The organism is Bradyrhizobium sp. HKCCYLRH1030, assembly GCF_051168395.1.
Classification (GTDB): domain Bacteria; phylum Pseudomonadota; class Alphaproteobacteria; order Rhizobiales; family Xanthobacteraceae; genus Bradyrhizobium.
On sequence record NZ_JBNPUY010000006.1, the window covers coordinates 23,869 to 46,750 of the forward strand.

21 protein-coding genes are annotated in these 22,882 nt (G+C 66.1%); 10 read left to right on the forward strand and 11 right to left on the reverse strand.

The window, feature by feature from the left end; translation table 11 throughout:
• Positions 1-80 precede the first annotated feature (80 nt).
• The 6 genes from paaX (at position 81) to paaE (ending at position 4,956) form a co-directional block, all read left to right on the forward strand.
• Complete coding sequence (paaX, locus tag ACQR1E_RS18550; RefSeq protein WP_434897403.1) at positions 81-962, forward strand: phenylacetic acid degradation operon negative regulatory protein PaaX; 882 nt, start codon at positions 81-83, stop codon at positions 960-962.
• A 79-nt stretch (positions 963-1,041) separates the two neighbouring features.
• Entirely contained in the window at positions 1,042-2,031 is a 990-nt protein-coding gene (paaA, locus tag ACQR1E_RS18555) for a 1,2-phenylacetyl-CoA epoxidase subunit PaaA (RefSeq protein ID WP_315715768.1), read from the forward strand.
• Positions 2,032-2,046: 15 nt separating this feature from the next.
• Positions 2,047-2,334: a 1,2-phenylacetyl-CoA epoxidase subunit PaaB gene (gene paaB / locus ACQR1E_RS18560; RefSeq protein ID WP_009025702.1), complete on the forward strand. Its 288-nt coding sequence runs from the start codon at positions 2,047-2,049 to the stop codon at positions 2,332-2,334.
• A 129-nt stretch (positions 2,335-2,463) separates the two neighbouring features.
• The gene (gene paaC / locus ACQR1E_RS18565) at positions 2,464-3,240 is read left to right on the forward strand and encodes a 1,2-phenylacetyl-CoA epoxidase subunit PaaC (RefSeq protein ID WP_316225144.1); all 777 of its coding nucleotides are present in this window, start codon (positions 2,464-2,466) and stop codon (positions 3,238-3,240) included.
• Entirely contained in the window at positions 3,234-3,737 is a 504-nt protein-coding gene (paaD, locus tag ACQR1E_RS18570) for a 1,2-phenylacetyl-CoA epoxidase subunit PaaD (protein WP_316164350.1), read from the forward strand. The genes paaC and paaD overlap by 7 nt, the downstream gene beginning before the upstream one ends.
• A gap of 139 nt (positions 3,738-3,876) precedes the next feature.
• The gene (paaE, locus tag ACQR1E_RS18575) at positions 3,877-4,956 is read left to right on the forward strand and encodes a 1,2-phenylacetyl-CoA epoxidase subunit PaaE (protein ID WP_434897404.1); all 1,080 of its coding nucleotides are present in this window, start codon (positions 3,877-3,879) and stop codon (positions 4,954-4,956) included.
• A 236-nt stretch (positions 4,957-5,192) separates the two neighbouring features.
• On the opposite strand, the gene paaK is transcribed toward paaE, so the two are convergent.
• Both paaK and paaI read right to left on the reverse strand, forming a co-directional pair.
• Positions 5,193-6,521, reverse strand: a complete 1,329-nt coding sequence (paaK, locus tag ACQR1E_RS18580) for a phenylacetate--CoA ligase PaaK (RefSeq protein ID WP_315757796.1) — start codon at positions 6,519-6,521, stop codon at positions 5,193-5,195.
• A 43-nt stretch (positions 6,522-6,564) separates the two neighbouring features.
• The gene (gene paaI / locus ACQR1E_RS18585) at positions 6,565-7,014 is read right to left on the reverse strand and encodes a hydroxyphenylacetyl-CoA thioesterase PaaI (RefSeq protein WP_434897405.1); all 450 of its coding nucleotides are present in this window, start codon (positions 7,012-7,014) and stop codon (positions 6,565-6,567) included.
• Between the two features lie 232 nt (positions 7,015-7,246).
• Here paaI and ACQR1E_RS18590 point away from each other — a divergent pair, with 232 nt between their 5' ends.
• The gene (locus ACQR1E_RS18590; RefSeq protein ID WP_434897502.1) at positions 7,247-8,293 is read left to right on the forward strand and encodes a YeeE/YedE family protein; all 1,047 of its coding nucleotides are present in this window, start codon (positions 7,247-7,249) and stop codon (positions 8,291-8,293) included.
• 192 nt (positions 8,294-8,485) lie between these two features.
• On the opposite strand, the gene ACQR1E_RS18595 is transcribed toward ACQR1E_RS18590, so the two are convergent.
• The 6 genes from ACQR1E_RS18595 to ACQR1E_RS18620 form a co-directional block, all read right to left on the reverse strand.
• Entirely contained in the window at positions 8,486-9,703 is a 1,218-nt protein-coding gene (locus tag ACQR1E_RS18595) for a bifunctional alpha/beta hydrolase/OsmC family protein (protein ID WP_434897406.1), read from the reverse strand.
• Between the two features lie 855 nt (positions 9,704-10,558).
• Positions 10,559-10,924 (reverse strand): hypothetical protein, encoded by a 366-nt coding sequence (locus ACQR1E_RS18600; RefSeq protein WP_315754677.1) that lies wholly within the window; start codon positions 10,922-10,924, stop codon positions 10,559-10,561.
• Between the two features lie 193 nt (positions 10,925-11,117).
• Entirely contained in the window at positions 11,118-11,780 is a 663-nt protein-coding gene (locus ACQR1E_RS18605) for a sulfite oxidase-like oxidoreductase (RefSeq protein ID WP_434897407.1), read from the reverse strand.
• A gap of 41 nt (positions 11,781-11,821) precedes the next feature.
• Positions 11,822-13,144: an MFS transporter gene (locus ACQR1E_RS18610; RefSeq protein WP_315826380.1), complete on the reverse strand. Its 1,323-nt coding sequence runs from the start codon at positions 13,142-13,144 to the stop codon at positions 11,822-11,824.
• A gap of 225 nt (positions 13,145-13,369) precedes the next feature.
• Positions 13,370-14,794 carry an amidase gene (locus tag ACQR1E_RS18615; protein WP_434897408.1) on the reverse strand — a complete coding sequence of 475 codons (1,425 nt, stop codon included), beginning with the start codon at positions 14,792-14,794 and terminating at the stop codon, positions 13,370-13,372.
• 79 nt (positions 14,795-14,873) lie between these two features.
• Positions 14,874-15,650, reverse strand: coding sequence for an SDR family oxidoreductase (locus ACQR1E_RS18620; protein WP_434897409.1), 777 nt, complete (start codon positions 15,648-15,650; stop codon positions 14,874-14,876).
• 158 nt (positions 15,651-15,808) lie between these two features.
• Between ACQR1E_RS18620 and ACQR1E_RS18625 the strand changes: the two genes are divergently transcribed.
• The gene (locus tag ACQR1E_RS18625) at positions 15,809-16,882 is read left to right on the forward strand and encodes a tartrate dehydrogenase (protein WP_315754669.1); all 1,074 of its coding nucleotides are present in this window, start codon (positions 15,809-15,811) and stop codon (positions 16,880-16,882) included.
• 263 nt (positions 16,883-17,145) lie between these two features.
• Here ACQR1E_RS18625 and ACQR1E_RS18630 read toward each other — a convergent pair whose 3' ends face one another.
• The 3 genes from ACQR1E_RS18630 to ACQR1E_RS18640 all read right to left on the reverse strand — a co-directional run bounded on the left by ACQR1E_RS18630 (position 17,146) and on the right by ACQR1E_RS18640 (position 20,485).
• Positions 17,146-18,057, reverse strand: a complete 912-nt coding sequence (locus tag ACQR1E_RS18630; RefSeq protein WP_434897410.1) for an NAD(P)-dependent oxidoreductase — start codon at positions 18,055-18,057, stop codon at positions 17,146-17,148.
• Between the two features lie 218 nt (positions 18,058-18,275).
• On the reverse strand, positions 18,276-19,526 hold the full coding sequence (locus ACQR1E_RS18635; protein ID WP_315749150.1) for a Zn-dependent hydrolase: 1,251 nt from the start codon (positions 19,524-19,526) through the stop codon (positions 18,276-18,278).
• A complete protein-coding gene (locus tag ACQR1E_RS18640) occupies positions 19,523-20,485 on the reverse strand; it encodes a LysR family transcriptional regulator (protein ID WP_315715785.1) in 963 nt (320 codons plus the stop codon). Before ACQR1E_RS18640 ends, ACQR1E_RS18635 begins: the two co-directional genes overlap by 4 nt.
• 113 nt (positions 20,486-20,598) lie before the next feature.
• Between ACQR1E_RS18640 and ACQR1E_RS18645 the strand changes: the two genes are divergently transcribed.
• A complete protein-coding gene (locus ACQR1E_RS18645) occupies positions 20,599-21,417 on the forward strand; it encodes a putative hydro-lyase (protein ID WP_316185165.1) in 819 nt (272 codons plus the stop codon).
• Between the two features lie 81 nt (positions 21,418-21,498).
• On the forward strand, positions 21,499-22,743 hold the full coding sequence (locus ACQR1E_RS18650) for an ABC transporter substrate-binding protein (RefSeq protein WP_316185167.1): 1,245 nt from the start codon (positions 21,499-21,501) through the stop codon (positions 22,741-22,743).
• Positions 22,744-22,882: the final 139 nt, after the last annotated feature.

Sequence of the window (22,882 nt, forward strand, 5' to 3'; positions counted from 1 at the left end):
CATCAGCCGATCGACCTGCAAGGCCCGCATCGTGCGGGCCTTTTCTTTTGTGACCAGGCGAAACCGGATAAAGCGGAGACATGGCGCAGCCTCTGTCCCGCATCGTCAATCAACTGAAGAGCGAGCCGTCGCGCACGGGCTCGCTGATCATCACCGTGTTCGGCGACGCCATCGTGCCGCGGGGCGGCAGCGTCTGGCTCGGCAGCTTGCTCGCCTTCTTCGAAGGGCTCGCCATCGACGGCAGCGTGGTGCGCACGGCGATGTCGCGGCTGACGGCGGAAGGCTGGTTCGAGCGCAGCAGAATAGGCCGCAACAGCTTCTATCGCCTGACCCGGCGCGGCGAACAGACCTTCGCCGGCGCCACCCGCCACATCTACGATTCGCCGCCGGCGGAATGGAACGGCAGCTTCGAACTGCTGCTCATCGGCAGCGCCGAGGATCGCGAGCAGGCGCGGACTGCGCTGCGCGATGCGGGCTTCGGCAGCCCGCTGCCCGGTGTGTTCGTGGCCCCCTCGAGCATCGCCGTCCCTGACGCAGTGGAGGGGGCCATCCGCCTGCAAGCGTCCGCCGGCTCCGACATGGCGCGACGGCTGGTCGCCGAGAGCTGGGCGCTGGAGCGGACGGCGGAGGCGTACCGCAAGTTCAGCGCCTCCTTTGCGCCGCTCAAGGACAGCGTCGCGCGCGGCGAGGTGTTGTCCGACGGGCAGGCCTTCACCGCCCGGATCCTGCTGATCCACCACTATCGGCGCATCGTGCTGCGCGATCCGCTGCTGCCGGCCGAGCTGCTGCCGGGGAATTGGCCGGGACGGCAGGCCCGGGCGCTGTGTGGCGAGATCTATCGGTTGCTGCTGCCGGGTTCCGAGCGCTGGCTCGACGCGCATGCGACAAACGAGGAGGGGCCTCTGCCGGCGGCCGGAGCGGCGCTGCTGCGGCGTTTCGCCGTTGAGAATGCGGTCCGTTGATATATTACAGAATTCGATTGCACGGATGAAATCTCGTTATATATTGGCGTCAACCAAGTCCTGGGAGGACGCCGCCGCAATGTACACGCAGGCGCTCAATTCGCCCGAGGAGGGCAGCTTCGCCGAGGACGCTGGACGCGCCTCGCGCTTTCAGGCGCGCATCGATGCCGAAGAGCGCATCGAGCCGAACGATTGGATGCCGGCGGCCTATCGCAAGACGCTGGTCCGGCAGATCTCGCAACACGCCCATTCCGAAATCGTCGGCATGCTGCCCGAGGGCAACTGGATCACGCGCGCGCCGAGCCTGCGCCGCAAGGCGGCGTTGCTCGCCAAGGTCCAGGACGAGTGCGGCCACGGGCTGTATCTCTACGCCGCCGCCGAGACGCTCGGCGCCTCGCGCGAGGAACTGGTCGATGCGATGCTCGCCGGCAAGGCCAAGTACTCCTCGATCTTCAACTACCCGACCCTGACCTGGGCAGACATCGGTGTGATCGGCTGGCTGGTCGACGGCGCCGCGATCATGAACCAGATTCCGTTGTGCCGCTGTTCCTATGGTCCCTATGCTCGCGCGATGATCCGCGTCTGCAAGGAGGAATCGTTCCATCAGCGGCAGGGCTACGAGATCATGCTCACGCTCTGCCGCGGCACGCCCGAGCAGAAGGCGATGGCGCAGGACGCGCTGAACCGCTGGTGGTGGCCGGTGCTGATGATGTTCGGCCCGCCCGACCAGGCCAGCCAGCACAGCGACACCTCGACCAAGTGGAAGATCAAGCGCTTCTCGAACGACGAACTGCGCCAGAAGTTCATCGATGCCACCGTGCCGCAGGCGCAGTATCTCGGGCTCACCATTCCCGATCCCGAGATGACGCAGGACGAGCAGGGCCATTGGGTGCACGGCCCGATCGACTGGAACGAGTTCAAGCAGGTGCTGGCCGGCAACGGCCCGTGCAACCGCGATCGCATGGCCGCGCGCCGCAAGGCGCATGCCGAGGGCGCCTGGGTGCGCGAGGCCGCGACCGCCTACGCCGAGAAGCGCGCGCGGCGCCGGATGGCACAGGCTGCCGAATAGGACAGGGAGATCGAAATGGCGACGCCGAACACGCCGTTGTGGGAAGTCTTCATCCGCAGCCGCAACGGGCTTGCGCACAAGCATTGCGGCTCACTGCACGCGCCGGATGCGACCATGGCACTGCAGGCGGCGCGCGATCTCTACACCCGCCGCGGCGAGGGCCTGTCGATCTGGGTGGTGCCGTCGAGCGCGATCACCGCGTCCGATCCCGCCGACAAGGGCATGATGTTCGAGCCGGCGGAGTCGAAGATCTATCGGCATCCGACGTTCTACGAGGTGCCCGAGGAAGTCGGGCATATGTAAGTGCGGACGGCCGTCAGCCGTCGTCATTGCGAGCGCAGCGAAGCAATCCAGACTGCCGGCTCGGATGAATCCCTGGATTGCTGTGCTCGCAATGGCTGAGTTCGTGGCGGGCCTGATCGGATCACAACCATGACCGCTCCCTCGATCACCGTCTGCGAAACGCCGCTGGTGCTCTACACCTTGCGTCGCGCCGATGATGCGCTGATCCTCGGCCATCGCCTCTCCGAATGGTGCGGCCATGCGCCTGTTCTCGAAGAGGACATGGCACTCTCCAACATGGCGCTCGACCTGATTGGCCAGGCGCGCGAGCTCTATGGCTACGCCGCCAAGGTGGAGGGTCACGACAATGACGAGGACAAGCTCGCCTATCTTCGTGATGTCAGGCAGTACCGCAACCTGCTGCTGGTCGAGCGTCCCAATGGCGACTTCGCGTACACGATGGTGCGGCAGCTGTTCTACGCGGCCTTCGCCGATCTGTATTGGCGCGGCATGATGGACTCGACCGATGCGACGCTGGCGGCGATCGCGGCCAAGTCGGAGAAGGAATGCGCTTATCATTTGCGCCACGCCAGCGAATGGGTGATCCGGCTCGGTGACGGCACCGACGAAAGCCACGCCCGCGCGCAAGCCGCGATCGATGACCTCTGGGCCTATACCGGCGAGATGTTCAGCGTCGACGAGAGTGAGCGCGGTCTGATCGACGCGGGTATCGCGATCGATCCGACGCAACTGCTGCCGGAATGGCTGTCGAGCGTGTCGCATGTCGCGCGCGAGGCGACCCTGGTGCTGCCGGAGAACGAGTGGATGCAGCAGGGCGGCCGCGACGGCCGCCACAGCGAGCATCTCGGCCATCTTCTCAGCGAGCTGCAATATATGCAGCGCAGCTTTCCCGGTGCGACATGGTAGTTGCGGATTTCAGCCCGGCCGAGCTGCGCCAGCGCGCCTGGGACGCCGCGGCATCGGTGGCCGATCCGGAAATCCCGGTGCTGACGATCGACGATCTCGGCGTCCTGCGCGAGGTCGAGGTCGTCGGCGACCGCGTCGAGGTCGCGATCACGCCGACCTATTCCGGCTGTCCGGCGATGAACATGATCGCGCTGGAGATCGAGCTGGCGCTCGAGCGCGCTGGCTTCCGTGAGACCCACGTTCGCACGGTGCTGTCGCCGGCCTGGACCACGGACTGGATGAGCGAGGCTGGGCGGCGCAAGCTGCGGGAGTACGGTATTGCGCCGCCGCAGCCGTCGAGCGGGCGCCGCGCGCTGTTCGGCGTGGCCGAGGTTGCGTGTCCGCAATGCGGATCCGTCGACACCGAGCAACTCGCCGAGTTCGGTTCGACCTCGTGCAAGGCGCTGTGGCGCTGCAGATCGTGCCGCGAGCCGTTCGATTATTTCAAGTGTCACTGATGCAGCAGCCGTCATCGCGAGCGCAGCGACTTTGTCCGCCGAAGCCCGAAGGGCGTAGGCGGAAGCGATCCAGAGTCCCGCGCGCGGCCCTGGATTGCTTCGTCGCTTCGCTCCTCGCAATGACGGGAGGATGAACCCGATGTCGACCACGCCACGCTTCCACCGTCTCGCTATCCGTGACCTGCGCCGCGAGGCGCCCGATGCCGTGTCGCTGACCTTTGCGATTCCGAACGAGCTGGCGGCGGACTATCAGTTCGCGCCGGGGCAATATCTCACGTTGAAGACCACGCTCGGCGGCGAGGAGGTGCGGCGCTCCTATTCGATCTGCTCCGGCCCCGATGATGACGAGATCCGCATCGCGGTGAAGCGCGTCGATGGCGGCGCGTTCTCCAGCTTCGTCACTGACGAACTGAAGCGCGGCGACGAGATTGACGTGATGACGCCAACTGGACGTTTTGGCGTGGCATTGCAGCCGGAGGCCGCGCGCACCCACGTCGGCTTCGCGGCGGGCTCCGGAATCACGCCGATCCTCTCGATCGTGAAAGCCGTGTTGGCGCGGGAGCCGCACAGCCGCTTCTTCCTGTTCTACGGCAGCCGCACCACCGCAGGCATGCTGTTCCGCGAACAGCTCGAGGAGCTGAAGGATCGCTTCCTCGACCGCTTCTCGCTGTTCCACGTCATCTCCGGCGAGGAGCAGGATCTGCCGATCCTGCACGGCCGGCTCGACGGCGAGAAGGTGCGCGTGCTGCTGCGCTCGCTGGTGCCGGCCGAGAGCGTCGATCACGTCTTCATCTGTGGCCCCACCGGCATGAGCGAGGATATCGAGGCCGCCTGCCGCGCGCTCGGGATCTCCGACGACCGCGTCCATGTCGAGCGCTTCGTCTCCGGCGCCGGCGGCAAGCCGCGGCCCAAGATGGTCGTTCCGGACTCGGCGCCGCCGAAGGCCATCGCCGCCCTGATCATCGACGGCAAGCGCCGCGAGGTTCCGGTCGCCGACGGCGAAGCCATCCTCGACGCCGCGCTGCGTGCCGGTGTGGACTTGCCCTTCGCCTGCAAGGGCGGCATGTGCTCCACCTGCCGCGCCAAGCTGGTCGAGGGCAAGGCCGAGATGGAGCTGAATTACTCGCTCGAGCCTTGGGAGCTGAAAGCGGGGTTCGTGCTGACGTGTCAGGCCAGGCCGGTGACGGAGCGGGTGGTGGTGGACTACGATCATATGTGAGGTAGTGGCCGCGAAATTTCGACTGCTGATCGAGGCTTATGTGAGCACTCTCGCTCGCTGCACCTCGCCCCGCTTGCGGGGAGAGGTCGGATCGCATCGTTAGATGCAATCCGGGTGAGGGGGACTCTCCGCGAGTTCGGTGCGTGGAGAGTCCCCCTCACCCAACCCTCTCCCCGCAGGCGGGGCGAGGGAGCTCACTGTCATCGGCGCTCAATCTCGATTTCATCTCTGAACGGCTACCCCACCGGCCGCTTGTCCTTGATCCGTTTCGCTTTGCCGGCCGAGCGCTCCAGCGTGTCGGGTGGGACGACTTTCACCTTTGCCGTGAGGCCGATGGTGTTCTTGATGTGGATGGAGATGCGCTCGGCGTGCGCGCCGAGGCCGGTCTCGTCCCAATGCTCGGGGCGCGACTCCGCGTAGATGGTCAGCTCGTCCATGCGGCCCTCGCGCGTCAGCTCCAGCATGAAATGGCCGCCGCACCACTCGGTCGACAGCAGGATCTCCTCGATCTGTGACGGGAACAGGTTGACGCCGCGCAGGATGATCATGTCGTCGGAGCGGCCCGTGACCTTCTCCATCCGTCGCATTCCCGGCCGCGCGGTGCCCGGCAGCAGCCGCGTCAGATCGCGGGTGCGATAGCGGATGACGGGAAAGGCCTCCTTGGTCAACGAGGTGAACACCAGTTCGCCCATCTCGCCGTCGGGCAGCACCTTGCCGGTGTCGGGATCGACGATCTCCGGATAGAAATGATCCTCCCAGATGTGCAGCCCGTCCTTGGTCTCCAGGCATTCCTGCGCCACACCAGGGCCGATCACCTCGGACAGGCCGTAGATGTCGGTGGCGTCCATCGCGAACGCATCCTCGATCTCGGCGCGCATCGCATTGGTCCACGGCTCGGCGCCGAAGATGCCGATCCTGAGCGAGCTCTGCCGCGGATCGAGGCCCTGACGCTTGAACTCGTCGAGGATTGCCAGCATGTAGCTTGGCGTCACGGTGATGATGTCAGGGCGGAAATCATTGATCAGCTGCACCTGCCGCTCGGTCATGCCGCCGGAGATGGGCACCACCGTGCAGCCGAGCTGCTCGGCGCCGTAATGGACGCCGAGGCCGCCGGTGAACAGGCCATAGCCGTAGGCGTTGTGGATGATCATGCCGCTCCTGCCGCCGGCGGCGCGGATCGAGCGGGCCATCACGGCCGACCAGGTCGCGATGTCGTTCCTGGTATAGCCGACCACGATCGGCTTGCCGGTCGTGCCCGAGGAGGCGTGTACCCTTACCAGTTGCTCGCGCGGCACGGCGAACATGTTGAACGGGTAATTGTCGCGCAGGTCGGTCTTCACCGTGAACGGAAACTTGGCGAGGTCGGCGAGCTCGCGGAAGTCGGAGGGATGCACCCCCGCCTTGTCGAAGGCGCGGCGGTAATGGGCGACGTTGTCGTAGGCGTGCTTCAGCGACCAGGCGAGCCGGCTCGTCTGCAGCGCCATGATCTCGTCGCGCGAGGCTCGCTCGGCTGCGTCCATCTCGGGAACGTAGCTGCCGGTCGATTGAAGCTTGGTCGATGTCATGGTCAGGTCCTCCGGCAGGGGCGCGGGGCGATAGGGAAGCGGATCAGCTCGCGGCGGCCGGGACCAGCGTGCCGCCGATGCTGCGGGAATGGCCGCGGAATTCGGCGATCACCGTGTCGCCTGCCGTAACGCGGACATCATAGATGCCTGAGCGCCCGCTGCGGGATACCTCGTGCGCGCGAGCAAGCAGAACGTCGCCGAGCTTGCCGGGGCGGATGAAGCTGATGCTGCCCTGCGCCGCCACGGTGCGGTCGTTGTGCGAGTTGCAGGCAAAGGCGAAGGCGGAATCGGCCAGCGTGAAGATGAAGCCGCCATGGGCGATGCCATGGCCGTTGACCATGTGCGGCTGCACCGTCATCTGCAGCGTGGCGCATCCGGGGCCGATCTCGACGATGTGCATGCCGAGCCCCTGGCTGGCGCGGTCGTCCTGCCACATGGCGTCGGCGCAGGCGCGGGCGAGAGCGTCGGCGGAAAGTGTCGCCACGCCGCTCACCGTGCGGCCTCCATGCATGCGCAATGCGTCGGCCACCCCTCAGGATGCGCTTCTGAAATCACGGCGTTCTCTCCCGTCGATGCTTGTTGGAACAAGCATTCTCATCTAGTTAGGTGCGACATCGTGGCAAATATTCTGCGCGCGTCAAGCGAAAGCGCTGCCTGCGCAACGCGCGTGTTGTCCGCAACCGGAAGGATTCCCGAACGTGCCCGAAGCCGCCAATCTGGCCATGATGGCCGGTCTCGCGATCGGCCTGGTCTATGGCGTGGTGGGGCTGCTCAGCGGCTTCTGCATGATGAGCAGCCTGCGCGGCTGGTGGGCCGACGGCGACCGCCGGCTGGTGCGAACTTACGCCCTGGCGATGGGCATCGCCATCATCGCCACGCAGCTGCTCGCGGCCAACGGGGCCGTCGATCTCGGCAAGTCGATCTATCTGCAGCCGACGTTCTCGGTGCCACTGATGCTCTTGGGCGGTGTTCTGTTCGGCTACGGCATGGTGCTCGCCAACGGTTGCGGTTCGCGCGCGCTGGTGCTGCTCGGCCGCGGCAATCTGCGCTCCTTCGTCGTCGTGACCGTGCTCGCGATCGCGGCGGAGATGACGTTGAAGGGCCTGATCGCGCCGCTGCGCATCGCGCTGATGCAGGGCTCGCAGACCATGGCGACCGCGACGTCGCTGCCGGCTGTGCTGTCGGTCGGTGGCCTGCATGGTGCAGCGGCGCGGCTGCTGCCGGCGCTCGGGCTCGGCGGCGCGCTGATCGTCTTCGCCCTTGCGCATGCGCCATTCCGGCGCGCGCCCGGCCAGATGCTCGCCGGCCTCGTCGTCGGCCTGCTGATCGCGGCCGGCTGGTTCGCGACCGGCACTCTCGGCGCGGACGATTTCAACCCCGTGCCGGTCGCGTCCCTGACCTTCGTCGCGCCGATCGCCGATGCCCTGCAATACATCATGCTGTCGACCGGCTCGACCGCCAATTTCGGCATCGCCACCGTGGCCGGGGTGCTCGCCGGCAGCCTCGTCACCGCGGTGGCGACGCGGCGCTTCAAGCTCGAAGGCTTCCACTCTCCGCATCACATGCTGCGCTCGGTTGGCGGCGCCGCGCTGATGGGCATCGGCGGCGTGATGGCGCTGGGCTGCTCGGTCGGGCAGGGCCTGACGGGGCTGTCGACCTTGGCGCTGCCGTCCTTCGTCGCCATCGCGGGAATCTTCATCGGCACGGCGGCCGGCCTGCGCGGAGCGTTGCGCGTCAGGCCGCTGAAGAGCGAGCCGCAGGCGGCGCGTTAGTCTCATTGTGTCACGACCACCGTCGTTCCGGGGCAATCGTCGGTGCGAAGTCGCGAAGCGGCTGTGCGTCGGCGATTGAGCCCGGAATCTCGACATTGCCGGAAATGGACGCAAGACAATCTCGGGATTCCGGGTTCAAGGCCTCGCGGCCTTGCCCCGGAATGACGGTGGTTGTGACTCAGCCGAATGAGCTCACTCCGTCGCGCGCGTGACGATACGGATCTCCGACGTCAGCGTCCGGTGCACCGGGCATTTGTCGGCGATCTCCATCAGCTTCCTGCGCTGCTCCTGATCGAGCGCACCGTCCAGGTGGATCTCGCGGTCGAGCTGATCGATCAGCCCGATCTTGGTCTCGCACTCCGCGCAGTCCTCCGCATGGATCTTGCTGTGGCGCAAGGTGACCGTGATGCGGTCGAGCGGCAGGAATTTGCGGTCGGCATAGAGCCGCATCGTCATCGAGGTGCAGGCGCCGAGCGCCGCGAGCAGGAGGTCGTAGGGGCCCGGGCCGGTGTCCTGGCCGCCGACCGAGAGCGGCTCGTCGGCGGTGAGATGATGCGGGCCGAGCGCGATGGCCTGCTGCAGCTTGCTCGACCGGGTCTCGCGCACGACCACATCGCGCGGACCATCCTTGGCTGCCGGCTCGGCGGCCGCCGGCGCGACGTAACGGCCGGCCCAGCTCGCGATCACCTCGGCGATGTAGGCTGCGTCCTCCTTCCTGCTGATGAGATGATCAGCGTGATCGAGCGAGATGAAGCTCTTCGGATGCCTGGCGGCGACGAAGATCTTCGTCGCGTTGTCGATGCCGACGGTGTCGTCGACAGGCGAGTGCATCACCAGCAGCGCCTTGTGCAGATGCTTGACCCTGTCGAGCAGGCGCTGCTCGACGACGTCGTCGAGGAACGAGCTGCTGATGCGGAACGGACGGCCCGCGAGCGAGACCTCGGCCGAGCCGTCGCGGCGGATCGCCTCGAGGCTGTCCTTGAATAGCGCGGTGACGTGGCCCGGGTCGGAGGGCGCCGCGATCGTCACCACGGCTTTCGCATCGGGAATGTCGCCGGCGGCGGCCAGCACGGCGGCTCCGCCGAGGCTGTGGCCGATCAGGATCGCCGGCGGCTGTCGGGTCTCGCGCAGATGATTGGCGGCGCGGACGAGGTCGGCGACGTTGGAGGAGAACGTCGTGTTGGCGAAGTCGCCTTCGCTGGAGCCCAGGCCGGTGAAGTCGAACCGCAGCACGGCGATGCCATGGGCCGTCAGCGCCATGGCAATGCGCCGCGCCGCATGCGTGTCCTTGCCGCAGGAGAAGCAATGCGCGAACAGCGCATAGGCCCGCGGCGCGCCATCAGGCAGATCGAGCGCCGCGGAGAGCTTGTCGCCGCCTGCGCCTTCAAACTGGAAACGTTCGGTCGGCATGATGTGGTCTCCATCCGTTGCGTCTTCACCGCCGTGCGAGGCGATGACACGGCATCGTTCCCCGTTGTCATACAACAGATCTGGCCATACGCGCAGACATGGTGGCATACCCTCGCGGCCTGCACGGCCCGAGCTCTGCGGATCTTCCGCCCTCTTGAACAAGAGGGCGCAGGGAAGGTCGGGAGCCTGCCGCCCCCATGGCCCGCCTGCGGAAAAAATGCAGGCGGCAGAACCACAGGTACGGCTGAGGACATCCCGGCCTTCCCTGCGCAATGGTTGGAACGGCTTATACGTGCTCTCTCCGGGGAACGGCCTTCTTGCCCCCGTCATCGCGATGCGCGTCATCCGCACCACGACTTGACGCCAGCACCGCGGCGCCGAGACCACACGATTTCACCGTGCGCACCGGATCGTTCGTCCGCACGGAAGACCATGCTGCGACCCGTCGCGCCCACCGCATCCCGCGCTCCACGTCCGTGACGATCGCGATACGCCCCTCTGCAACGAGGCGGGATGGCGAGGAATAAATCACGATTTTCAGAAAAACGCAAGGGGAGATTATTTAGGGGGGCGAGGCTGGACGTGGGACCACATGATTGACGCCAACACCTTCCGGTCAGACCGAGGGCTGTCGCATTTGGCGAACGGAGTTTTGTGCCGCCTGTCTCCAGGTCGTCATGGCCGGGCTTGTCCCGGCCATCCACGCCGTTCGGCATGCTGGGAACGACGTGGATGCCCGGGACGAGCCCGGGCATGACGGAGTAACTGGTGTGATGGTTCGTTACGACGTAGGTCAATATGCGATTGGACTGCGGTCGGCCCGGACCAGCGATCGATCTCACGACCAGGCGCCGATCAGTCTCGCGGAGGCAGGAGCTCGATCTCCTGTTCGCCATGCCGGATCGCCGTCGGCAGGTCCTGGGAGACGAGATCGGTAATCCATCGGACGAGCGCCGGCAGCGCTTCGTCCTTCGCTTGCCGGCGGAGTGGGGGCAAATCCCGCTCGTGCGCGGTGCCGACCTTGATGTTGAGACGCTCATAAGGAATGTCGCCGTCCGGCGGCCGATATCGCGCATCGAACAGGCGCCTGCCGTGGCTGCGAACGAGGTGGATGCGAATGCCGCCGAGATCTCTTGCGGTCAGTGCGGCGAGGATGACGCTCGGCTTGAGAAGGTACCCGTAGCCCTTGGGGATCTTGCCGGTTTCTGAGGTGAACTCCATGCTGAATCTCTGGCACGTTCGGATATCGCGGTGACCGCGCTTCGGGTCGGAAGCGATAGCATGCAGTCCGTAGGGTGGGCAAAGCGAAGCGTGCCCACCAATCTTTTCTCATCGGCGGGGCGATGGTGGGCACGACGCGTTCCGCGTCTTTGCCCACCCTACGGCTCCGCGGGCGTGTCGATACGCGAGCCCGTCAGTCCGAATAGCGCTGTTCGGCCCATGGATCGCCGCGGTTGTGATAGCCTCGCACCTCCCAATAGCCGGGTCTGTCGGCCTCGAGAAACTCGATCGCCTTGAGCCATTTCGCGCTCTTCCAGAAATACAGATGCGGCACGACGACGCGCACCGGGCCGCCATGCTCTCCAGTCAACGGCGCGCCGGACCAGCTATGCGCGAGCAACGCATCCTCGGCGGCGAAGTCTTCGAGCATCAGGTTCGTCGTGTAGCCGTCATAGGAATGCAGCACGACGAATTCAGCGCTGTCACGCGGCCGGCAGGCGGCGAGCAGGTCACGTGTGGCGAGCCCTTCCCATTGATTGTCGTAGCGCGACCAGGTCGTGACGCAGTGGATGTCGGAGACGAACTGGCGCTGCTCCTGGGCGAGGAAGGCGCGCATGTCCCAGAACAGCGGGGTCTCGACGGCGCCATAGACATCGAGTCGCCAGCGCTCTGACGTGACCGACGGTGTCAGGCCGAGGTCGAGCACCGGCCAGTCGCGGGTCAGATGCTGCCCCGGCGGCAGGCGCTGGTCCTCCGGCCTGATGATGCGGCCGGTCAGGAATTTGCCCTCGCGCGCCCAGCGTTCCTTGCTGCGGGTCAGCTTGCTCTCGGGCGGCAGGCTGGACTCGTCGGCCATCTCGACACCTCGTCAATTCGTGCGGGCTCTTTCGTGCGGGCTCATTCGTGCCGGTGCATCGCGGACGCATGCTTGGTGTCGCGCATGGTCGCATAGATCAGCAGCGACAGGAAGATCACGCCGGTGAGATAATAATAGAACCACGTCTCGTGCCCTATGCTCTTGAAGTAGAGGGCGATCGCCGGCGCGGTGCCGCCGAACAGCGATACGGTGATCGCATAGGGCAGGCCGACACCGAGCGCGCGGACATTGGTCGGAAACAGCTCGGCCTTCACCACCGCATTGATCGAGGTGTAGCCCGCCGTGAAGATCCAGGCGCCGCAGATCAGCAGGAAGGCTGTGAACGGCTCCTTGGTGCCCTTCAGTACCGTCAGGATCGGGATCGTCGACAAGGTGCCGGCGACGCCGAAGAAGATCAGCAGCGGCTTGCGACCGATGCGGTCGGAGATCGCGCCATACAGCGGCTGCAGCACGCAGGCGAACAGCAGCGAGCCGAAGATCACCATCGTGGTCTGGTCCTCGGTGAGGCCGACCGAGAGCTTCACGAAGGTCTGCATGTAGGTGGTGAAGGTGTAGAACGCGGCGGTGCCGCCCGCGGTCAGGCCGACCACCAGCAGCAGCTCCCGCGGATATTTGAACAGGGCGGTGATCGAGCCGGAAGGGCCTACGGTCTTCTTGGCCTCCACGAAGGCTTCGGTCTCGTGCAGGTTCCGCCGCATCACCGCGACGAAGATTGCGAGGCCGGCACCGATCGCGAACGGAATGCGCCAGCCCCAGGCTCGCAATTCTTCCGGGGTCAGGAACACCTTCTGCAACAGCAAAAGCACGATGATCGCGGTGAGCTGCCCGCCGATCAGGGTGACATATTGGAAGCTCGAATAGAAGCCGCGATGCTTGGCGTCGGCGACCTCGGAGAGATAGGTGGCGCTGGCGCCATATTCGCCGCCGAGGCTGAGGCCTTCGATCACGCGGGCGAGCGCCAGGATGATCGGCGCGGCGATGCCGATGGTGGCATAGGTCGGTGTCACCGCGATGATCAGCGAGCCGAAGCACATGCAGAGCACCGAGACGGTCAGCGACAGCCGCCGGCCATGGTGATCGGCGAGATAGCCGAACAGCCAGCCGCCGAGCGGGCGCATCAGGAACGTCGCGGCGAACACGACAGCGGCGTTGAGCTGCTCGACCACCGGGTCCTTCGACGGAAAGAAGGCCGGCGCGAAGTACAGCGCGAACGCCGTATAGGCATAGAAATCGTACCACTCGACCAGGTTGCCGGCCGAGCCGATCAGGATCGCCTTGATGCGCCGCTCGACGTCGGTGAATGTGGTAGTGTCCGCGGCAGGCAGCAGCGCCTCGTCTGTCATATCCGGTCTCCGGCAAGCATGATTTGCGGCCCTTCTACGGCAGCTGCCCGGATTGCCAACAGCCGATAACGGACATGGGTCCCATGTTCAGAGCATGGAACTCGGCGGATGGCAGCCTTGAAGAAAAGCCCCGTTCGTCGGCCATCGCGCCACGAAAGCAAGTCCCGATCCTCATGGTGAGGCGCGCCGCAAGGCGCCTCTCGAACCATGAGGCCGCCGACCAAACTAGCCCTTCGGCGCGCGCGGATCGATCGGGGTCGAGCTGGCCACGCCAAGAACATCTTCCAGCAACTTGGCGCCAGCGAGCAGCTTGGCGTCGGCGCGCGGCGCCGCGATCATTTGCAGGCCGATCGGCAGGCCCGTTTCCGTGAAGCCGCAGGGCAGCGACAGGGCTGGGCAGCAGGCCAGCGTGATCGCATAGACGATGCCGAGCCATTGCACGTAGTTGTCGAACTTCTGCCCGGCGCATTCGGCGACGTAGCGGTTCTCGATCGGGAAGGGGGGCACGATGGTCGCCGGCGCCAGCAGCAGATCATACGTCTCGAAGAACTTCACCGCGCGCGCGGTGATCGCGACGCGCTGCGCCTCGGCGCGCGCGATCTGCGCGACCGTGAGCTTCAGCCCTTCCTCGATGTTCCAGATCACCTCGGGCTTGAGCAGGTCGCGCTTGGTGCGCAGCAGCTCCGCCTTGCTCATCGCGAAGTCGAGCGCGCGCAGCACGTGGAAGCATTCATGCGCCTCGCTGAAATCGGGATGCGCCTCCTCGACGATCACGCCGAGCTCGGCGAAGCGCTGCGCCGCCTTGCGGGTGACGGCAGCGACTTCGGGATCGACGGGCGTGATGCCGAGATCGGGCGAGTAGGCGACGCGGACCGGCTTCCTGCCGGAGCGCGCGGCGGCCAGGAACGACGTCGCAGGCGAGGGCAGCGAGATCGGATCCGCGGCGTGCTCGCCGCTCATCGCGTCCAAGAGCAGCGCGAGGTCCGCGACGTTGCGGGCCATCGGGCCCTGGATGGCGAGATTGCGGTCGATGGCCACCGCCGGCGTATGCGCGACGCGGCCGAAGCTCGGGCGCAGGCCGACGATGCCGCAGAAGCTCGCGGGGTTGCGCAGCGAGCCGCCCATGTCCGAGCCGTGTGCCAACCAGGCCATGCCGGTGGCGAGCGCCACCGCGGCGCCGCCGGAGGAGCCGGCCGCCGAGCGGGACGTGTCCCAGGGATTGCGCGTCGCGCCGAACACCTCGTTGAAGGTGTTGGCGCCGGCGCCGAACTCCGGCGTGTTCGACTTGGCGTAGATCACGCCGCCATTGGCTTCGAGATGCTCGACCATGAGATCGGAGCGTTCCGGAATTCGGTCCTTGAAGATCGGCGAGCCCTGGGTGGTGAGCACGCCGGCGACGTCGGTGAGATCCTTGATCGGCACGGGCAGCCCGGCCAGCACGCCGCGCTCGGCAGCCGGCTTCTGCATCAGCGCCTTGGCGTGATCGCGCGCGCGATCGAAGCACAGCGTCGGCAGCGCATTGACCTTGCCGTCGACGGCTGCGATGCGCGCTTCCAGCGCGTCGAGGCAATCCAGCGGCGTGACCTCGCCGGACTTCAACTTGTCGACGACGGCGCAGGCGCTCTCGCGGATCAATCCCTGGTCGGCCAAAGCTTAGTTCTCCTGATGGCAAGCCTCCCGGCGCCTCGCTGTAGATCACGTTTCGGCTGAGGTGGAAAGGTCGCGGCGATCAACCCCACCCTGCGCTGATGCCGCCATCGACGGTATAGATCACGCCGGAGGTGTAGCCGGCACGGTCCGAGGCCAGGAACGCCATCAGGTCGGCGATCTCGCTGACATGCGCGGGGCGGCCGAGCGGCAGGCTCTTCTGGAACTCCGTGTAGCGGCTGTCGTCGCCGAACAGGTCGCGGGCCCGCGTCTTCAACAGGGTGACGTGACGATCGGTGCCGACCGGCCCGGGATTGATGCCGACGACGCGGATGTTGTCGGCGAGGCTCTTGGAGCCGAGCGCGCGGGTGAAGGCCATCAACGCTGCATTGCCGGCGCTGCCGCAGATGTAGTTGGCGTCGAACTTCTCGCCGGCCGCGCCGATGTCGTTGATGATCACGCCGCCGCCGCGCGCCTTCATCTGGGCATAGACCAGCCGGGTCAGGTTGATGAAGCCGAACACCTTGAGGTCCCAGGCATGCCGCCAGGCCGCCTCGTCGATCTTGTCGATCGCGCCGCCCGGAATATCGCCGGCATTGTTGACGAGAATGTCGATGTCGGACGCCTCCTGCGCCAGCCGCGCGACGTCTTCGGATTTCCGCAGGTCCACCACATGCGCGGCTGCATCGATCTGGTGCTTCGATCGGAGCTGCTCGACCAGGGCGGAAAGGCGATCGCCGCTGCGCGCAGCGAGCCGGACGTGGCAGCCTTCCTCGGCAAAGGCTTCGGCCGCCGCGGCGCCGATTCCCTTGGACGCGCCGGTGATGAGAACGCGCTTGCCGCGCAGATGAAGGTCCATGGAGGCTCTCGCTGAGGGGAGGGAGACCGGATTGTCGGGCGCGTCAGCCATGCGGTCAATCTTGCACCGCAGCGTTGCGCTTCCCGGTCGTTTGGTCCATTCAGGCGTCGACGATTTCAGCCGGGACAGTCCGGCAGCACCATCTGAGGATCCGCTCGATGAGCAAGAAGCCCTATCGCATCGCAGTCATTCCCGGCGACGGCATCGGCAAGGAGGTCATGCCCGAGGGCATCCGCGTGATCGAGGCCGCCGCCAAGAAGCATGGCGTCGCCGTGCAGTTCGACCATTTCGACTTCTCGAGCTACGACTACTACGAGAAGCACGGCCAGATGATGCCGGACGATTGGAAGGCGCAGATCGGCGGTCATGACGCGATCTATTTCGGCGCCGTCGGCTGGCCGGCCAAGATCGCGGACCACGTCTCGCTGTGGGGCTCGCTGATCAAGTTCCGCCGCGAGTTCGATCAGTACGTGAATCTCAGGCCCGTGCGGCTGATGCCCGGCGTGCCGTCGCCGCTGGCGGGCCGCAAGCCCGGCGATATCGATTTCTGGGTGGTGCGCGAGAACACCGAGGGCGAGTATTCCTCGGTCGGCGGCCGCATGTTTCCGGACACCGACCGCGAGTTCGTGACGCAGCAGACGGTGATGACCCGCACCGGCGTCGACCGCATCCTGAAGTTCGCCTTCGAGCTGGCACAGTCCAGGCCGAAGAAGCATCTGACCTCGGCGACCAAGTCCAACGGCATCTCGATCACGATGCCGTATTGGGACGAGCGCGTCGAGGCGATGGCGAAGAACTATCCGGGCGTGAAGTGGGACAAGTACCACATCGACATCCTCACCGCGAACTTCGTGCTGCACCCGGACTGGTTCGACGTCGTCGTCGGCTCCAACCTGTTCGGCGACATCCTGTCCGATCTCGGCCCGGCCTGCACCGGCACCATCGGCATCGCGCCGTCGGGCAACATCAACCCGGAGCGCCATTTCCCGTCGGTGTTCGAGCCGGTGCACGGCTCGGCGCCCGATATCGCGGGGCAGGGGATCGCCAATCCGATCGGCATGATCTGGTCGGGCGCGATGATGCTGGAGCATCTCGGCGAAAAGACCGCGGCGCAGTCGATCGTCGGCGCGATCGAGCGTACGCTCGCCGAGCGCACCTTGCGCACGCGCGATCTCGGCGGCAATGCCGATACGGTGGCGTGCGGCAAGGCGGTCGCGGAGATGGTGGATTAGTTAGTCGCCGCTCTCGATTGTCGCCCCGGCGAACGCCGGGGCGCTTAACCACCGGCCGGTGGTATCGCGGCCGGTGTCTGCCACCGTTCGCTCCCGATCAATCACGCGGTATGGGTCCCGGCGTTCGCCGGGACGACGGTGGTGGTTGGGGCGACAACTCGGCCAACACCGTCATTGCGAGGAGCGCAGCGACGAAGCAATCCAGGGTCGCCGCGGGATTCTGGATTGCTTCGCTTCGCTCGCAATGACGGAGGAGAGAGCTGTTAGGCGCGCATCACCCGCCGGCAGTGCTCCCACGCGGCGTGGATCAGGTTTTCGCTCGCCTCCGGGGTGCGGAAGGCCGAGTGCGCGGACAGCGTCACGTTCGGGATCGTGGTCAGCACGTGACCGGCGGGCAGCGGCTCGGTGGTGAAGACGTCGAGGCCGGCGTGGCGGATGTGGCCGCTGCGCAAGGCATCGATCATCGCGGCCTCGTCGACGATGGCGGCGCGGGCGGTGTTGACGAAGATCACGCCCTTGCGCATCTGCGCGATGCGCTCGCGCGACAGGAAGCCGCGGGTCTCGTCGTTGAGCAGGAGGTGCAGCGAGACGACATGGCTCTGCTGCAGCAGCGTGTCGAGGTTGACGAAGTCGACGCCCGGATGGCTCTTCGGCGAGCGGTTCCAGGCGATCACCTTCATGCCGCTGCCCGACGCGATGCGCGCGACCTCGGCGGCGATGCCGCCGAAGCCGATCAGGCCGAGCGTCTTGCCGGTCAGCTGCATGCCGTCGTCGCGCAGCCAGTTGCCGGCGCGCATCTCGCGGTCCATCTGCGCGATGCCGCGCGCCGAGGCCCACATCAGCGCAATGGCGGCTTCGGCAACCGCCGTGTCGCCATAGCCCTTGATCAAATGCACGGTGATGCCGAGCTGGCTAAGCTCCTCGGGGTTCATGTAGCTGCGCGCGCCGGTGCCGAGAAAGACGACGTGCTTGAGGCCCTTGCACTGCTTCGCGACCTCGGTGGGCAGGGCGGTGTGATCGACCACGCCGATCTCGGCGCCGTCGAGGATCGTGGGCCAGTCCTCCGGCTTGATGTCCGGATCGAGATGCACGCGCATCTCGGGATCGCCCGATTTGCGCTGCCGCTCGAAGATCTCGGCCAGCGACTCGTTGGCGTCGATGAATACTCCGCGCACGGATACCTCCTAGTTGTCCTGCCTGGCTAGTGCGGCAACAGAGGCGAACTCCCTCCCCCCTTGTGGGGGAGGGTTGGGGAGGGGGTAGCCCCGGGCGACACCGCCGTTGTGGACCCCCACCCCCGACCCCTCCCCGCAAGGGGGAGGGGAGCCCAGCGTGCCCGCGCTATTCAGGCTTGTGATTGATCATTGATATTGGAGTAGATTGAAGCAGTAGATCACGACGCCACGCCCGCCAGCGATAGCACGGTGTGCAGCAGCACATTCGCGCCGGCGGCGCAGTCGGATTGCGTCGCGTCCTCCAGCTCGTTGTGGCTGATGCCGTCCTTGCAGGGCACGAACACCATGGCGGCCGGCATGATCGTGTTCAGATTGCAGGCGTCGTGGCCCGCTCCCGACGTGATGCGCCGGTGCGAATAGCCGAGCGTGCCGGCGGCGCGCTCGACGGCATCGACCAGCTTCGGATCGAAATGCGTCGGCGGCTTGCGCCAGACCTGGTCGATCGCGATCTCGACGCGGCGCTTCTTCGCAATTTCACCCGCGGCCGCGCGCAGGCTGGCATCGAGTGCGTCCAGCGTATCGGCATTGGCGCTGCGGCAATCGATGGTGAAGGCGATCTCGCCGGGGATCACGTTGCGCGAGGGATTGGCGATGACGGCCTCGCCGATGGTCGCGACCGCGTTCGGCCCGAGCTTGATCGCGATCTGCTCCAGGGTCAGCGCAAACTCCGACAGCGCCAGCAGCGCGTCGCGGCGCAGCGGCATCGGCGTCGAGCCGGCATGGCTCTCGAAGCCCGTGACCTTGCCGTCGTACCAGAACACGCCCTGGCCGTGGTCGACCACGCCGATGGTCTTGTTCTCGGCCTCCAGGATCGGACCCTGCTCGATGTGCAGCTCGACGAAACCGGAGAATTTCTGCGTGCCGACGGCCGTCGCGCCGCGATAGCCGATCTCGTCCAGCGCCGCGCCCACGGTCATGCCTGCGGCATCTGTCCGCGACAAAATGTCCTCGACCGTGAAGTCGCCGACATAGGCGGCCGAGGCCATCATGGCCGGCGCGAAGCGCGAGCCTTCCTCATTGGTCCAGTTGACGATGCACAGCGGCGCGTCGGTCTCGATGCCGGCGTCGTTGAGGGTGCGGATCACCTCCAGCGCGCCGAGCGTGCCCAGAATGCCGTCGAACTTGCCGCCCGTGGGCTGGGTGTCGAGATGCGAGCCGAGCCCGACCGGCGGCTTCGCCATGTCGCGCCCCTTGCGAAGTGCAAACATCGAGCCGAGCGTGTCGACGCGCACTTCGAGCCCGGCATCCTCGCAGGCTTTCCGGAACCAGTCGCGGACCTGCTTGTCCTCCTGGCTCAGGGTCAGCCGCCGCACGCCGCCCTTCGGCGTGGCGCCGAACCTGGCGGTCTCGTGGATGCTGTCCCAGAGGCGGGCGGAATCGATCTGCAGATTGGTGACGGCGCGGCTCATGCTTGAATTCCCTGTACTCCGGCATCCTGTCCATCGCGCGCCGCGACGAGCCCGTCAACCGATGCAGAGGGATGGCTGGCCGTCTGCGCCGTCCGGACTGCGAGCTCGGCGACGCGCTCGATCGCGATCATCTCGGGCGACGACAGCCAGCTCGCGGTGAAGGTCAGCGGTGGAATCCTCAGGTCCGTCTTCAACTCCTGCAGGCGGCCGCTCTCGATCTCGTTGGCGACGATCGCGGCCGGAATAACGGCGACGCCGAGCCCCTCGACCGCCATGTGGATCACGGTCGCCAGCGAGGCGCTGGCGTGCAGCCGCATCGGCGGCAGATGCGGGCGGTTGAACAGCGAACGCACGTTGTCATAGGGCTGGGTGTTGCGCGGAAAGGTGATGATCGGAAACCGCGCCATCTGCTCGGCGGTGACCACGCCCGTGCCGAAGCCGAGGGCAGGGCTGGCGAGGAAGCTGATCGGATAGTCGCACAGCACGCGGCTGCGGATGCCGGACTCGGAGGGCGCGCCCAGCGCGAAGGCGAGCTCGATCTCCTGCGCCAGCAGCCGCGCGTGCAGATGGGGCGTGACGTCGACCTCGATCTCCAGCGACAGATTCGGATAGCTCTCGTTGACGCTCTTGATCAGCCGCGGCAGCCAGTCGTGCACGATGGTCTCGGCGACGCCGAGCCGGAGCACGCCGCGCATCGCCGAGCGGTCGCCGACCTCGGCCAGCATCTCCGCGCGCAGGCCGATCAGCTTCTCGGCATAGACCAGCATCTGCCGGCCGCTCGCGGTCGGGGACGCCACGCGATGATCGCGGTTGAGCAGCTTGACGCCGAGCTCGCGCTCGAGCTGGGCGATGCGCTGGGAGATGGCGGGCTGGGTCGTATTGAGGCGCTGCGCCGCGCCGCGGAAGCTGCCAAGCTTCACGACCCAGAGGAAGGTCTCGATGGAACGGAAATCCAGCATCGCGCCCCGCTCGGATCAATTTGTCTTATCGATCCTGATTAAAAACGAAGATTAGACTTTATAGCATGGCTGATGTTCAGTGAGTTTGTCGAGATATTAGGCAAGTGGCACAAATGACTGTTTCTGCGGCAGTGCAGCAATCAGCCGGCGAGACGGATCTTCTCCCGAGCCATCGGGCCCGCCTGGATTATCGCGCGGGCAGGGGCTGGAGCACGGCGGGCGTCGCCAACGGCTTCGTCCAGGGCAATCTGGCTGTTATCCCCGAGCAGTACGCCGGCGCCTTCCACCGCTTCTGCCAGCTCAACCCGAAGCCGTGCCCGATCATCGGCATGTCCGATCCGGGCAATCCGCACATTCCGGCGCTCGGCGCCGATCTCGACATCCGCACCGACGTGCCGCGCTATCGCGTCTGGCGCGATGGCGAGATGGTCGAGGAGCCGACCGATCTCATGGCGCATTGGCGCGACGACCTCGTCGCCTTCGTGCTCGGCTGCTCGTTTTCCTTCGAGGAGGCGCTGATGGCCGACGGCCTGCCGATCCGCCACATCGAGCAGGGCTGCCGCGTGCCGATGTATCGCACCAACATCGCCTGCACGCCGTCGGGGCCGTTCGCGGGGCCGATGGTGGTGTCGATGCGTCCGTTCAAGCCGGCGCAGGCGATCCGCGCGGTGCAGATCACGACGCGCTTTCCCGCCGTGCACGGCGCGCCGGTGCATCTCGGCCATCCCGACCAGATCGGCATCGCCGACATCAGCAAGCCGGACTACGGTGACCCGGTGCCGGTTGGCGCCGACGAAATTCCTGTCTTCTGGGCCTGCGGGGTGACGCCGCAGGCGGTCATCGCTGCGGCCAGGCTGCCCTTCGCCATCACCCACGCACCGGGCCTGATGCTGATCACCGATCTCAAGAACAAGGATCTCGCCGTCCTCTAATCAGGCAGCCATGCTGCTCATTGAGCCTTTACCGTCGACCTCAACCGCTTCATCGATGCGCTTTCATCAGAGGATCTTGCCATGACCATCACGCGCCGAAACGTCCTGCTTGGAGCCACCGCCGCCGCTGCGCTCGGTCCGATCGCCGCCCGCGCCCAGACGTCGGAAGTGAAGATCGGCGTCATCTATCCGTTCTCCGGCGCCAGCGCCCAGATCGGCGTCGATGCGCAGCGCGCGTTCGAGACCGCGGCGGAAATCATCAACGGCAAGTATGATTTCGATCTGCCGCTCGCCCGCACCGAAGGCCTGCCTAGTCTCGGCGGCGCCAAGATCAAGCTGGTGTTCGCCGACCACCAGGCCGACCCGCAGAAGGGCCGCGCCGAGGCCGAGCGCCTGATCACCCAGGAGAAGGTCGCAGCCGTCATCGGCTCCTATCAGAGCGCCGTCGCGGTGACGGCGAGCCAGATCTGCGAGCGTTACCAGATCCCGTATCTGTCGGCCGACAATTCCTCGCCGAGCCTGCATCGCCGCGGCCTGAAGTATTATTTCCGCGCCGCCCCGCATGACGAGATGTTCTCGCAGGCGATGTTCGACTTCTTCGACGCGATGAAGAAGAAGGGCACCAAGATCGACACGCTGGCCCTGTTCCACGAGGACACCATCTTCGGCACCGATTCGAGCAATGCCCAGCTCAAGCTCGCCAACGAGCGCGGCTACAAGATCGTCGCCGACATCAAGTACCGCGCCAACTCGCCGTCGCTGTCGGCCGAGGTGCAGCAGCTCAAGGCCGCCAATGCCGACGTGCTGATGCCGTCGAGCTACACCACGGACGGCATCCTGCTGGTCAAGACCATGGCCGAGCTCGGCTACAAGCCGAATGCGATCGTGGCGCAGGACGCCGGCTTCTCCGAGAAGGCGCTGTATGACGCGGTCGGCGACAAGCTCGAAGGCGTGATCTCGCGCGGCTCGTTCTCGCTCGATCTCGCCGCCAAGCGGCCGATGGTCGGCAAGATCAACGACATGTTCAAGGCCAAGTCGGGCAAGGACTTCAACGACTACTCGTCGCGCCAGTTCATGGGCCTGATCGTGATGGCCGACGCCATCAACCGCGCCAAGTCCACCGACGGCGAGAAGATCCGCGACGCGCTGGCCGCGACCGACATGCCGGGCGAGCAGACCATCATGCCGTGGAAGCGGGTGAAGTTCGACGAGAACGGCCAGAACAACGACGCCGATCCGGTGCTGCTGCAATATGTCGGCGGCAAGTTCGTCACCATCTTCCCGACCCAGGCCGCGGTGGCCCAAGCCACCTGGCCGATGAAGTAAGCGTCTTCGGCCCGAGGGGCGGGGAGACCATGGCGGAGCATCTGTCGTGCTCCGTCATTGCGGGGAGCGCAGCGACGAAGCAATCCAGGGGCCGCAAAGAAGGTCTGGATTGCTTCGCTTCGCTCGCAATGACGGGGAG